The sequence below is a fragment of the Pseudomonas sp. Z003-0.4C(8344-21) genome (genome assembly GCF_900104975.1).
GTDB classification, from domain to species: domain Bacteria; phylum Pseudomonadota; class Gammaproteobacteria; order Pseudomonadales; family Pseudomonadaceae; genus Aquipseudomonas; species Aquipseudomonas granadensis.
On sequence record NZ_LT629756.1, the window covers coordinates 3,956,043 to 3,967,879 of the forward strand.

At 62.4% G+C, this 11,837-nt stretch carries 13 protein-coding genes; 10 read left to right on the forward strand and 3 right to left on the reverse strand.

All coding sequences use genetic code 11. From position 1 onward, the window contains the following. The first annotated feature begins 39 nt into the window (after positions 1-39). The 4 genes from BLU24_RS17865 to BLU24_RS17880 all read left to right on the forward strand — a co-directional run bounded on the left by BLU24_RS17865 (position 40) and on the right by BLU24_RS17880 (position 3,488). Positions 40-1,122: a bifunctional transcriptional activator/DNA repair enzyme AdaA gene (locus BLU24_RS17865; RefSeq protein WP_093102297.1), complete on the forward strand. Its 1,083-nt coding sequence runs from the start codon at positions 40-42 to the stop codon at positions 1,120-1,122. 30 nt (positions 1,123-1,152) lie between these two features. After that, positions 1,153-1,950, forward strand: coding sequence for an isocitrate lyase/PEP mutase family protein (locus BLU24_RS17870; protein ID WP_093102300.1), 798 nt, complete (start codon positions 1,153-1,155; stop codon positions 1,948-1,950). 1 nt (position 1,951) lies between these two features. Beyond that, positions 1,952-2,581: a DNA-3-methyladenine glycosylase family protein gene (locus tag BLU24_RS17875; protein ID WP_093102303.1), complete on the forward strand. Its 630-nt coding sequence runs from the start codon at positions 1,952-1,954 to the stop codon at positions 2,579-2,581. 391 nt (positions 2,582-2,972) lie between these two features. Then, the gene (locus tag BLU24_RS17880) at positions 2,973-3,488 is read left to right on the forward strand and encodes an HvfX family Cu-binding RiPP maturation protein (protein ID WP_093102306.1); all 516 of its coding nucleotides are present in this window, start codon (positions 2,973-2,975) and stop codon (positions 3,486-3,488) included. Between the two features lie 3 nt (positions 3,489-3,491). Here BLU24_RS17880 and BLU24_RS17885 read toward each other — a convergent pair whose 3' ends face one another. Further along, the gene (locus BLU24_RS17885; RefSeq protein WP_093102309.1) at positions 3,492-5,108 is read right to left on the reverse strand and encodes a L,D-transpeptidase family protein; all 1,617 of its coding nucleotides are present in this window, start codon (positions 5,106-5,108) and stop codon (positions 3,492-3,494) included. A 150-nt stretch (positions 5,109-5,258) separates the two neighbouring features. On the opposite strand from BLU24_RS17885, the gene BLU24_RS17890 reads away from it, so the two are divergent. The 4 genes from BLU24_RS17890 (at position 5,259) to BLU24_RS17905 (ending at position 8,569) form a co-directional block, all read left to right on the forward strand. Continuing rightward, positions 5,259-5,972: a murein L,D-transpeptidase catalytic domain family protein gene (locus BLU24_RS17890; RefSeq protein ID WP_093102312.1), complete on the forward strand. Its 714-nt coding sequence runs from the start codon at positions 5,259-5,261 to the stop codon at positions 5,970-5,972. A gap of 255 nt (positions 5,973-6,227) precedes the next feature. Beyond that, positions 6,228-6,485 (forward strand): DUF2790 domain-containing protein, encoded by a 258-nt coding sequence (locus BLU24_RS17895; RefSeq protein WP_090282880.1) that lies wholly within the window; start codon positions 6,228-6,230, stop codon positions 6,483-6,485. A 9-nt stretch (positions 6,486-6,494) separates the two neighbouring features. After that, entirely contained in the window at positions 6,495-7,166 is a 672-nt protein-coding gene (locus BLU24_RS17900) for a heavy metal response regulator transcription factor (protein ID WP_093102315.1), read from the forward strand. Continuing rightward, positions 7,163-8,569 carry a heavy metal sensor histidine kinase gene (locus tag BLU24_RS17905; protein ID WP_093102318.1) on the forward strand — a complete coding sequence of 469 codons (1,407 nt, stop codon included), beginning with the start codon at positions 7,163-7,165 and terminating at the stop codon, positions 8,567-8,569. Before BLU24_RS17900 ends, BLU24_RS17905 begins: the two co-directional genes overlap by 4 nt. Positions 8,570-8,709: 140 nt before the next feature. Here BLU24_RS17905 and BLU24_RS17910 read toward each other — a convergent pair whose 3' ends face one another. Next, positions 8,710-9,330: a cell wall hydrolase gene (locus BLU24_RS17910; RefSeq protein WP_093102321.1), complete on the reverse strand. Its 621-nt coding sequence runs from the start codon at positions 9,328-9,330 to the stop codon at positions 8,710-8,712. Beyond that, a complete protein-coding gene (locus BLU24_RS27670) occupies positions 9,321-9,542 on the reverse strand; it encodes a hypothetical protein (RefSeq protein WP_157720859.1) in 222 nt (73 codons plus the stop codon). The genes BLU24_RS17910 and BLU24_RS27670 overlap by 10 nt, the downstream gene beginning before the upstream one ends. Here BLU24_RS27670 and BLU24_RS17915 point away from each other — a divergent pair. Both BLU24_RS17915 and moaA read left to right on the forward strand, forming a co-directional pair. Next, positions 9,532-10,383 carry a CAP domain-containing protein gene (locus BLU24_RS17915; RefSeq protein ID WP_093102324.1) on the forward strand — a complete coding sequence of 284 codons (852 nt, stop codon included), beginning with the start codon at positions 9,532-9,534 and terminating at the stop codon, positions 10,381-10,383. The genes BLU24_RS27670 and BLU24_RS17915 overlap by 11 nt on opposite strands. A gap of 119 nt (positions 10,384-10,502) precedes the next feature. Then, positions 10,503-11,501: a GTP 3',8-cyclase MoaA gene (gene moaA, locus BLU24_RS17920; RefSeq protein WP_093102327.1), complete on the forward strand. Its 999-nt coding sequence runs from the start codon at positions 10,503-10,505 to the stop codon at positions 11,499-11,501. Positions 11,502-11,837: the final 336 nt, after the last annotated feature.

The window sequence follows — 11,837 nt, forward strand, 5'->3', positions numbered from 1 at the left end:
TCGGTGGAGTCATCGACAAAGCGGTTTTATTCTCAGCCCATGAACATACAGACCACTGCCCTGCCGCCCCACGCCGAAATGGTTCGCGCCATGCTTGAACGCGACACTGCCTATGAAGGCGTGTTCTTCACGGCGGTGAAAACCACCGGAATCTTTTGCCGCCCCAGTTGCACGGCGCGCAAGCCGAAACCGGAGAACGTCGAGTTTTTCGCCCATGCCGACGATTGCCTGTCGGCCGGCTATCGCGCCTGCCTGCGCTGCAAGCCGCTGGACGCAGCGGCCATCGCCCCGGACTGGGTGCAGCGCCTGCTCAGCGCCGTGGACGCCGACCCCGAGGTGCGCTGGAGCGATGCGCAGTTGCTCGCCGAAGGCATCGAACCGCTGAAACTGCGCCGCTGGTTCAAGCAGCATTTCGGCATGACCTTCCATGCCTGGCTGCGCACACGACGGCTGGGCATGGCGCTGGGCGGAATCAAGCAAGGCGCATCGATCGACCATGCGGCCTTCGATTCCGGCTATGAATCGCTCAGCGGTTTCCGTGATGCGTTTCAGAAGTCCTTCAACATCACGCCAGGCCGCGTCGCCCAGAGCGAGCCGCTGCTGTTCACCCGGCTGACCACGCCGCTGGGGCCGATGATCGCCATGGCCGAACGCCGCGGTCTGGTGTTGCTGGAATTCCTCGACCGGCCGGCGCTGACCCGCGAAGTCGAGCAGTTGCACGGGCGCTACGGTTACGCCGTCGCGCCGGGACACAACGCGCATTTGCAGCAGATCGAAACCCAACTGGCGGCGTATTTTGCCGGCAACCTGAGCGCGTTCAGCGTGGCTTTGCATATGCCCGGCAGTGCATTCGATCGCCAGGTCTGGGCGGCGCTGCTGCAAATCCCCTACGGCCACACCAGCACTTATGGCGCCATCGCCGCCGGGCTGGGCAAACCCGGCGCCAGCCGCGCCGTCGGCCTGGCCAACGGGCATAATCGCCTGTCGATCGTGGTGCCGTGTCACCGGGTGATCGGCGCGGACGGCGCGTTGACCGGCTATGGTGGTGGGCAGCCGCGCAAGGCGTTTCTGTTGCGCCTGGAAAACGCCGCCACGCAGCTCACGCAACAACTCGCGTTCTGACCTGCTGACATTAATCACAAAGGGATTTCGATGAGCATGCTCGATACACAATTCCATCAACTGCACCAACAAGGCCTGTTGATTCTGACCAACGTCGCCGACGCCACCGGCGCGCGACTGGTCGAACATCTGGGCGGCAACGCCGTGGCCACCAGCAGCGCCGCCGTGGCCTGGGTCCATGGTTACCCGGATGGCAATGCCCTGCCCCTCGAACGCTTGGTGGCGACGGTGGAGTCCATGGCCCGAGTGATCAGCGTGCCGTTGAGTGTCGACGTCGAAGCCGGCTATTCCGATGACCTCGGGCGCGTGGCCGAAGTTCTGGATGCAGTGATCGGCGCGGGTGCCGTGGGCATCAATATCGAGGATGGCGCCGGAGCGCCGGAGCTGCTCGCGCGCAAGATCGAACTGGCGCGCCAGATCGCCGCCCGGCGCGAGGTAAAATTGTTCATCAATGCGCGTACCGACGTGTACCTGAAAAGTCTGGTCGCGGCCCAAGCGCGCGTCGCTGAAACCTTGCGTCGCGCAGCGCTGTATCAAGCCGCCGGTGCTGATGGCTTGTTCGCCGCCGGGGTCAGCGCCGCTGATGAAATCGAGGCGATCTGCCAAGGCACCGCACTGCCAGTCAACGTGCTGGGCGTCGCTGGCCTGCCTTCGCCCGACCAGTTGCAGGCGCTGGGCGTACGGCGCTTGAGCGCTGGCTCCGGAATCGCCGAGTTTCTCTACGGCGCAATGGGCGGGCTGGTGAAAAGCTTTCTTGCCCATGGCCGGCTCGATACGCAGGCGCTCAAGGCGTTCACCTATGGCGAAGTCAACGGCCTGCTGAAATAACGTGGCAGGCACTTATCAAGCGGCGAGCGATTTTCTCGCCGCACTCGATGCTGACTGGCAGCGCCATATCGCCGCTATAGGCCCGTGCCTGCATCGCCCGCATCCGGCGCGCGATCCGTATGAATCGCTGGTGCGGGCGATCGCTTATCAGCAACTGCACGCCAAGGCCGGGGACGCGATTCTGGGGCGTTTGCTGGGGTTGTTCGCCGGACAGACGTTTCCGCGGCCGGAGCAGCTTCTCGCCACCGACGTCGAGCGCCTGCGCGGCTGCGGGTTTTCCACTAGCAAGATTTTCACCATTCAGGGCATCGCCCAGGCGACGCTGGATGGTGTGGTGCCGGATTACGCCACGGCGCTGGCGATGGACGATGAAGCGTTGATCGAACGGCTGATCAGTTTGCGTGGGGTCGGGCGCTGGACGGTGGAGATGTTGTTGATCTACAGCCTGGAGCGTATCGATATTCTGCCGGCGGATGATTTTGGTGTGCGTGAGGGTTATCGGCGGTTGAAGGGGCTGGAGGTGCAGCCGACGCGCAGGCAGATGGTTGAGATTGGGCTGGCGTGGCGGCCTTATCGGACGGTGGCGGCTTGGTATTTGTGGCGGGTGCCGAAAGTGCTGCCCTCACCCTAGCCTTCTCCCGGGGGGAGAGGGACTGATTGGGGGATATTGGCGTAATGCGCCGACCTGAACGGTTAGCGCTGAATCCGTTATCGCCAAGCCATTGGAAGTTGACTCCATCCTGGCCGCACCTCGGCAGAGCCAAAATCGACTCGGTGTCTCAGGTCGATGCACAGCGCAAAACCCCGCGGTCGGCCACCTCTCCCTCTGGGAGAGGGCTGGGCGGGCGGCGTTCCGATGAGGGGCCGAGCCAACTCGGTTTCACTGCGTGTACCCCAGTGTATCCAGCCCCCGCCCAGACACACCCAATCAACAAGTCCCCACCCCAACGACACACCCCCGATACACCCCACCCTTCAAATGCACCGGTCGATTCCACTCTGAAAAACCACCGGAGCCCCTCATGAGCAAAACCCTCTCCAACACCGTCCAGCACCTGCACCTGAACCTCGACCGCGCCGGCGCGTGGCTGGCGCCGTTGACCTTGCGCCTGTTTATCGCCTGGGAATTCTTCGAATCCGGGGTGGAGAAATTCAACGGGCAGAACTGGTTCGAGGACATTCAAGAGCGCTTCCCCTTCCCCTTCGACCGACTGCCGGCCACGCTGAACTGGGAGTTGTCGATGTGGGCCGAGCTGATCTGCGCTGTAGCGATCCTGATCGGTTTCGGCACGCGCTTTTCGGCGCTGGTCTTGATGGTGGTGACGGTGGTCGCCACGGCTGCTGTGCACTGGCCTGCCGACTGGTCGTCGCTGAGCGAACTGGCGCAGGGTTACGCGATCACCAACAAGGGCTTCGGCAACTTCAAGCTGCCGGCGATCTACCTGGCCGCGTTGGCGCCACTGCTGTTCGCTGGCGCCGGCAAGTTGAGTGTCGATGCCTGGCTGGCGCGCCTGTTGTGGAGGCGCGGCCAGCGCTGAGCCTCAATGCGCGCGGTCGAGCCCGGCCAGTAAGGCGCTGTCGCGGCTGTAGATGTCCGGCGCGTAGCGCACCTGGCCGTTGCCGTCGACTTGCGCGGTCCAGTAGGTCATCAGGATCGGCACCGGCGCCGACAAGCGAAATTCGTGGGTGGTGCCGGTCGCCAGCAGGGTTTCGGTGCGGGCCTTCTCCGCCGGGGTGAGCAGCAGGTCGCGCAGTTGCATCGGATGTTCGACCCGCACGCAACCGGAGCTGAATGCGCGCGGGCCTTTGTCGAACAGCGCCTTGCTCGGCGTGTCATGCAGGTACACCGAAAACGGATTGGGAAAGCGGATGACCATTTGCCCCAACGGATTGCGCGGTCCGGCGTCCTGGCGCAGGAGGATATTGCCGGGGTTGTCCCAGTCGATGTCCGCTGCCGCCAAAGGCAGACCGTTGGCGTCGAGTACCTGCAGGTTGTGGCGGCTGAGGAAGGTCTGGTCCTTGCGGATTTCCGGCAGTTTGTCTTCCTTCCAGATGGTCGGCGGCACGGTCCAGGTCGGGTTCAGGGTGAGGCGGGTTACGCGCGATTTCAGTAGCGGCGTCTGGCGGTCGGCACGGCCAACCTGGGTGCGCGTTTGCCACACGGGCGCGCCGTCCTGATACAGCGTCAGTTCGGCGGCGGCGACGTTGATCAGCAGCGTATTGGGCTCCATGTCCTGAGACATCCAGCGGAAGCGCTCGAGATTGACGCGCAACTGTTCGCGGCGGATCAGCGGGCTGATGTTCAGTTCGGCAATCGTCCCCGGCCCGACCACCCCGTCAGCCTGCAACGAATGATTGACCTGAAAACTCTTCACCGCATCAACCAGTGCGCCTTCATAAGCATTACCCGACGTGCCGATGGCGTCGCTCAGATAGCCTTCGCTGTACAGCCGCTGAGCCAACTCAGGTACGCGCTTGTCTTCCATCGCCGGGCGCAACAGTGGCCCGCTGCCGACCGGTTGCCATTGCGGCAAGGTTTGCAGGCGTTGCGCGGCGTAGAGCTGCCGCAGATCCTGATATTGCGCCAGACGCGGCCGCGCCAGATCGAACGCTGCGGGGATGTCATGCAGGCCGGGAACGGCGATCGCCAATAATTCCGCCTGACGGTCACGCGGGGTGTCGTCTGAATGCCATAGCGGTTCGAAATGCGATTGCAGCAGGCGGCCGAAATGCAGGTCCTGCAGCGCTTGCAGGTAATAGCGACTGATCTCGATATCGGCGCACAGCTCGCCATCCTGCGGCGCTACGGCCGCGACCGGGTAGCGCGCCGGATTGAGACCATCGTCGACCAACAAGCGCAATTGCCCGTGCAATGCCGGCAAACGTGCGGATTCGCTGGCCCACGCCGGCAGCCAGTCCTGCTGCTGATAGAACGCTTGCAACTGGCTCAGCGCCGCGCCGTCGAGCCGCGTCGCAATCGCCGGGCAGGACTGGCGCAGATTGATCAATACCGCCTGTAACGGGCTTTGCGGTTCGACCGGTATTTCGGCCACTGGCGTCGGCAGGGTCGGCAACGGCGGCAGCGCCTCCTCGGCACAAGCGACAAACGGCGCAGCGAGCAAACAAATGCTCAAGTAGCATGCGTACTTTTTGAACAACTGCTTTACTCCAATCCATGGCCGTCTCGATGACGGTCAACCTTACATCAGGTGCGCTGAACAGTCAGGCTCGATCATCGAGCCTGCAGGTATCGACTGGACGTCAGGAACCAAAGTGCCCGATATGTAGCAAGTGAGGACACTTCATCAATGTTGACGTTTTTGCGCCGACTTTTGCTGAGCACCGCGACCCTTGTCGTAGTGACCAGCCCCGTTTTTGCCGCCGGCAAACTCTCGCCGGTTCTTTACACCAGCCTCGCGCACGCCGCGCCAGAACTCAATCCCCACGCGCTGAAAGGTGCGCTGAGCGCCATGCAGTGCGCGGTCAGCAACGGCGCAAAACCCTCGCGTCATCTGGCGATCATCGACTATTCGCAACCGTCCACCGAACGCCGACTGTGGATCTTCGACCTGAGCAAGAAGAAGCTGGTGCTGCGCGATCTGGTCGCCCATGGCTCCAACTCCGGGGAAAACTTCGCCACGCAATTCTCCAATCGCGAAGGCAGTTTCCAGTCCAGCCTCGGCCTGTTCCGCACTCAGGAAAGTTACAGCGGCACCCACGGTTACTCGTTGCGCATGGACGGTCTCGAGCCGGGCTTTAACGACATGGCGCGCGACCGGGCGATTGTCATCCATGCCGCCGATTACGTGAACCCGCTGTGGAGCAAGCGCCAGGGCCGCATCGGCCGTAGCCAGGGCTGCCCCGCAGTGCGGCCGCAGATTGCCAGACAGGTGATCGATCGCCTGAAGAACGGCCAGTTCATGTTTTCCTGGTACCCCGATCAGCGCTGGCTGAAATCCTCGCCGTACCTCAACTGCCAACCGCAGCAGATCGCGAGTGTTCTCAGTACCCACGCGAGCTGACGGCACAACCTGTAACCCTGTGGGAGCTGGCTTGCCAGCGATAGCGGTGGATCAGTCAATGAAAATTTTGACTGTGCCGGCCTCATCGCTGGCAAGCCAGCTCCCACAAGGATATGAGTTGAGTCTGGAAAGTCTTCTTACACCGTTTCATTACAACTTTGTCATTCAGTTGTCGGTTTGCCGTGCGGATCGCTCGGTAGCCTGAAGTTGTTCCGGCGCCACTGCCGATCCACTTCACCCACTGAGTGACTGACCATGAAAACCCTCCTGATCGCCTTCACCGCCCTCCTCGCCACCGGCAGCGTGTTTGCCGCGACCACCCCCGACACCGGCGTGATCCATGACAAAACCGGTTTCTACGTGCATCTGGATATCGACAAAGTGCTGTCCAGCACCGATATTTCACAGGCGTGCGGGGTGATCCCGGCGCGCTTGAATTACCTCGACCATCAGGGCCGCGAACATGTGCTGGACTATCAGGTTCAAGGCAGCGGCTGCACCAACGACCATTGAGACTGACCGATGAATATTCTGGTTGTCGAAGACGAACCCAAGGCCGGCAATTACCTGCTCAACGGTTTGCAGGAACTCGGTTACAGCGTCAGCCTGGCCCGCGACGGTGCCGATGGCCTGCATCTGGCGCTGGAGCACAGCTTCGACGTGATCGTGCTGGACGTGATGATGCCGAAAATGGATGGCTGGGAAGTGCTGCGCCGGCTGCGCAAGGAAGCCGACACGCCGGTGTTGTTCCTCACGGCTCGCGATGACATCGCCGACCGCGTCAAAGGCCTTGAGCTCGGCGCAGACGATTACCTGATCAAACCGTTTTCCTTCGCCGAACTGGTGGCGCGCCTGCGCACCCTGACCCGGCGCGGGCCGATTCATGAAGACGAACAATTGCAAATCGCCGACCTGCAGATCGACGTGCTCAAGCGCCGGGTGACCCGTGCCGGTGTGCGCATCACCCTGACCAACAAGGAGTTCGCCCTGCTGCAATTGTTCGCCAGCCACACCGGGCAGGTGCTTGCGCGTTCGCTGATCGCCTCGCGGGTCTGGGACATGAATTTCGACAGCGACACCAACGTCGTCGACGTCGCCGTGCGGCGCTTGCGGGCGAAGATCGATGACCCGTTCCAGCTCAAGCTGATCCACAGCGTGCGCGGTATCGGCTATCGCTTCGACACGCAGCCATGAGCCGCCCTCGCGAGTATTCACTGACCCTGCGCCTGGCGCTGTTGTTCGCCCTGCTCGCTTTCGCTTCGCTGGCCGGCCTTGGTGCCGCGCTGTACAACGAGCTGGAGCAGCAACTGACCCGGCGCGATGACACGGCGCTGGTCAGTCGTATCGATCAATTGCGCAGTTTCCTCAACGACAGCAACACGCTGGAATTGATCAAGCACAAACCGGCATTGTTCCAGAACATGCTCGGCAATCGCGAAGCGCTGCTGACCATCGGCACGCCCGGCGAGCCGCCGCTGCTGGTGGTCAACCCGGGCAACCTCACCGCGCCGGATTTGCCTGCCGTGCCGATCGATCACCCGATGACCCTGAACGATGTGCAGCATTTGCCGAGCGTCAACGGCGTGCCGTTTTCCGCGGTGGCGGCGACCATCGATTCCGGCGATCTGGGCAATCTGCAAGTCACCACCGGGCGCCTGATGAGCGAGCGCACGGCGATGCTCGAAAGTTACCGTTTGAGCGTTTACGGGCTGGCCTCGCTGGCGGCGCTGCTGCTGGCGCTGGTCGGTTGCCTGCTGGTGTATCGCGGCCTGCTGCCGGTGCGACGTCTGGCCCGACATGCGCACGGCATCGGCGTCGGCAACCTCAACGAACGCCTCGACGGCCACGGCGCGCCGCGAGAAATGCAGCCGATGATCGAAGCCTTCAATGCCATGCTCGACCGGCTCGCCACAGGCTTTGCGCAGTTGAGCCAGGTGTCCACCGACATGGCCCACGAGTTGCGCACGCCGATCAACAACCTGCTCGGCGAAACCCAGGTCGCCCTGCAGCAACACCGCAGTGTCGAGGCCTATCAGCAATTGCTCGCCTCCAACGTCGAGGAGCTCGAACGCCTGACGCGCATGCTCGACAACATGCTGTTTCTGGCCCGCACCGACCCGGCCAGTGCCTTGAGCCAACGTCAGGAACTGGATGCGGCAGAGGAAATGCAGCGCATCGCCGATTACTTCGAGGGGCTGGCAGCGGATGTCGGCATGACCATCGAGGCCCGCGGCGACGGCGTGATCTGGGCCGAACCGATGCTGTTGCGCCGCGCCTTGGCCAACCTCTGCGCGAATGCGATCAAGTACGGCGCAGCGGATTCGACGCTGCAGGTTGAGGCATTTGCTGAGGAGGATGGCAGCTATCTACGCGTGCGCAATCAGGGCGCGAGCATTGCGCCGGAGCATCTGGCGCGGCTGTTCGAGCGTTTCTATCGGGTTGACCAGTCACGCGAGCGCTCGGCGCAATCCAACGGGTTGGGCCTGTCGATTGTCGCGACGATCATGCAGCTGCATCAGGGGCGCTACAGCGTCAGCAGCGAGAACGACGTGACCTGTTTCGAGCTGTTTTTCCCCGTTCGCCAACCGACGGAATAAAGCCACCCCCAATCCCCTGCAGGAGTGAGCCTGCTCGCGATAGCGGTGTGTCAGGCACATATTCGTTTACTGATACACCGCTATCGCGAGCAGGCTCACTCCTACAAGGGATCTTCATGCGACGACAAATGGCGGTGGGCCTAACGCGCATCCCCGCCCGCCGGTTTATAAAACTGAAACTTGCCGATCGCGGCCGTGCGGCGGTATTCATTGGCCCAGCCCGGATGCACTCTGCGATCGTGGAAATACATGGCGCCGTGGGTGCGATCCTTGAGTTGGCGGTTCAGCGCCTTGCCGGCAATTTTCTTGGCCAGCGCGTATTCGGCGTCTTCCTTGACCTGATCGGGCTTGCCGTCGCACCACCAGGAAAACTGGCAGCTTTTGCTTTCCGAGCCCTGTTTGACCACCGCACACACCGTGTCGGGAAATCCCTCGTGACCGAGACGGTTCATCACCACGCTGGCCACGGCTTCCATTTCCGGGGTGTCCTTGCCCTTGGCTTCCCAATAGATGCTGCGCGCCAGACAGGTCAACGGGTCGTCCAGCGGCGCCGCGCCGGCCGGGTCAACCGCTTGCGCCTCGGTTGGGGTGATCGCTTCGGATTTCGGCGCCGGGGCGCTGCTAACCTTGTCCGCCGCTTTCTCCTCCAGCACCTGTGCTTTCTCTTCGGCCTTGACCTCGATCGGGGCCTGCCCGGTGGCCCATGCCGCGCCTGCCAACAAAGTGAATACCAGACAACCCGCCAAGCGTTTCAATCCCATGTCAGTTCTTCCGGCAGCGCCCGTTCCGGGCTGGATGTTTCGTCGGTGAGACGCCCGGTTTTCGGGGTCTGCGCAGAGTGTAGCCGGCCAAGCCGGGAGAAACATCCCGGATAAAAAAACCGCCGGATGCCGAAAAAAGACATTGCACCCACCGGGGGCCTTTCGCGCATCATGGGCGCATTCAGCTCAAGGGAGATTTCCATGCGCTTCATGCCATCTGTTTTGCGTCTCGCCGGGTTATCGCTGGGCGTTGTCTTCGCCGCATCAGCGGTGGCGGCCGATGAGTTGCAACTGATCGAGTCGATCAACAGCTACCGCAGCCAGCCGCAGCGTTGCGGCACGCAGGCCTCAAACGAGTTGCCGCCACTGTCCGCCGATCCACGCCTGCGCCTGCCGGCCAGCGGCGCGGTCGATCTGCAACAAGCCATGGCCAGTGCCCGCTATCCGATGGTCAACGTCCAGGCGATCACCCTCAACGGCCCGCGCGACGCAGCGTCGGCGATGCAAGCGATCCAGGAAAGTTTCTGTCAGGTGGTGCTCGATCCGCAGTTCGTCGATATCGGCGTGAACCGCGTCGATCGTGATTGGCGCATCGTCCTGGCGCGGCCGCTGCTCTCGGCCAAGCTCGGCGACGGGCAAAGCGAAGGGCAGAAACTGCTCGCCCAACTCAACGCCGCCCGCAGCCAGCAGCGCCAATGCGGCGGCCAGGCTTTCGCCGCTGCCGCACCGCTGGCATGGAATGCAACGCTGGGCACGGTGGCCCAGGATCACAGCCGCGACATGGCCAATAACAATTACCTCGATCACAAGGACCGCGATGGCCGTACCCCCGGCGACCGCGCCGAACTTGCCGGTTACAGCGGGCAACTGGTCGGCGAAAACATTGCCGCCGGGCAAGATACGGTCGGCAAAGTCGTCGACGGCTGGCTCGCCAGTCCCGGGCATTGCGCCAACCTGATGAACCCGCAATACAAGGAACTCGGCGCGGCGTACGCAACCGATCCGAAAAGCAATGCCGGCATTTACTGGACGGCGATGTTCGGTGCGCAATGATTCCATCATCGACCGGGTCAATCAGCCGGTCAGCCAGAGTGATTGGACGGCGATGGGTGCGGACTTTAACCTGCGCAACTGCGCCATTTGGCCGCACCTGATATCCACGAGGCGAAACCATGACAGAGCGTGAATTGATCGATGGTCACAACCGCCGCGTGGATTATTTGCGCCTGTCGGTCACTGATCGCTGCGACTTCCGCTGCGTCTATTGCATGGCCGAAGACATGCAGTTCCTGCCGCGCCAGCAGATCCTCACGCTCGAAGAGCTGTTTCAGGTCGCGCAAAGCTTCGTCGCTCTCGGCACACGCAAGATCCGTCTTACCGGTGGCGAACCGCTGATCCGCCCCGGCGTGGTCAAGCTCTGCGAGCAGATCGCCGCCCTGCCCGGCCTGCGCGAACTGTGCCTGACCACCAACGGCTCGCAACTGGGCAAACTCGCCGCGCCGCTGTTCGACGCCGGGGTCAAACGCCTGAACATCAGCCTCGACAGCCTCGACGCGCAGCGCTTCAAGGAACTGACCCGCACCGGTGATCTGGCCCAGGTGATCGAAGGTATCGACGCCGCACGCAAGGCCGGTTTCACCCGCACCAAACTCAACTGCGTGGTGATGCAGGGGCGCAACGATCACGAGATCAACGATCTGGTGAGCTTCGCCATCGATCGTCAGCTCGACATCTCCTTCATCGAAGAAATGCCGCTGGGCACCATCAGCGAACACAGCCGCGCCGAATCGTTTTTCTCCAGCGCCCAGGTGCGCGAGAAAATTGCCGAGCGCTACACCCTGATCGACTCCGCCGAATCGACCCAAGGCCCGTCGCGCTACTGGCGCCTGGCCGAAGCACCGGAGATTCGCCTGGGCTTCATCTCCCCGCACAGCCACAACTTCTGCGCCACTTGCAACCGCGTACGGCTGACTGTCGAAGGCCGACTGTTGTTGTGTTTGGGTAACGAACATTCGATGGACCTGAAAGCGGTGCTGCGCGCCCATCCGGGGCAACCGCAACGCCTGGAAAAAGCCATCATCGAAGCCATGAAGCTGAAACCGTATCGGCACAATTTCGAAGTCAACGATGATGTGCAGGTGGTGCGGTTCATGAACATGACGGGGGGCTGACCGGCCACCCCCAGCGCGCAAACGGGACCGTTCAATGATTACCGGATCAGTTCGGCGCGGGGGTTTGGGGTGGGTCAGACATCGTAGCCCCTCACCCTAGCCCTCTCCCGAGGGAGAGGGAACTGATCGGGGGATGCTGGCGAGCTCCGTCGAGGTGATGTTGCATTGGTGAATCCATAAGCCACACATTTCGTTCTGGATGCTTGGTCTCATAATCGACGCGGTCATCCAGGTCGATGCATAACGCCAGACACTTCGGTCGGCTCCCTCTCCCTCTGGGAGAGGGCTGGGGTGAGGGTTTTAGGTTGACACCACATCGCAAGCAAAACCTGCTTA

Bases quoted from the DNA above. Each gene is read 5' to 3' on its own strand.
- BLU24_RS27670 (WP_157720859.1), bottom strand. From the start codon at position 9,542: ATGAAGCGCATGGAAATCTCCCTTGAGCTGAATGCGCCCATGATGCGC.
- BLU24_RS17905 (WP_093102318.1), top strand. From the start codon at position 7,163: ATGAGCCGCCCTCGCGAGTATTCACTGACCCTGCGCCTGGCGCTGTTG.
- BLU24_RS17880 (WP_093102306.1), top strand. From the start codon at position 2,973: ATGAGCAAAACCCTCTCCAACACCGTCCAGCACCTGCACCTGAACCTC.
- BLU24_RS17915 (WP_093102324.1), top strand. From the start codon at position 9,532: ATGCGCTTCATGCCATCTGTTTTGCGTCTCGCCGGGTTATCGCTGGGC.
- BLU24_RS17890 (WP_093102312.1), top strand. From the start codon at position 5,259: ATGTTGACGTTTTTGCGCCGACTTTTGCTGAGCACCGCGACCCTTGTC.
- moaA (WP_093102327.1), top strand. From the start codon at position 10,503: ATGACAGAGCGTGAATTGATCGATGGTCACAACCGCCGCGTGGATTAT.
- BLU24_RS17870 (WP_093102300.1), top strand. From the start codon at position 1,153: ATGAGCATGCTCGATACACAATTCCATCAACTGCACCAACAAGGCCTG.
- BLU24_RS17895 (WP_090282880.1), top strand. From the start codon at position 6,228: ATGAAAACCCTCCTGATCGCCTTCACCGCCCTCCTCGCCACCGGCAGC.
- BLU24_RS17865 (WP_093102297.1), top strand. From the start codon at position 40: ATGAACATACAGACCACTGCCCTGCCGCCCCACGCCGAAATGGTTCGC.
- BLU24_RS17910 (WP_093102321.1), bottom strand. From the start codon at position 9,330: ATGGGATTGAAACGCTTGGCGGGTTGTCTGGTATTCACTTTGTTGGCA.
- BLU24_RS17900 (WP_093102315.1), top strand. From the start codon at position 6,495: ATGAATATTCTGGTTGTCGAAGACGAACCCAAGGCCGGCAATTACCTG.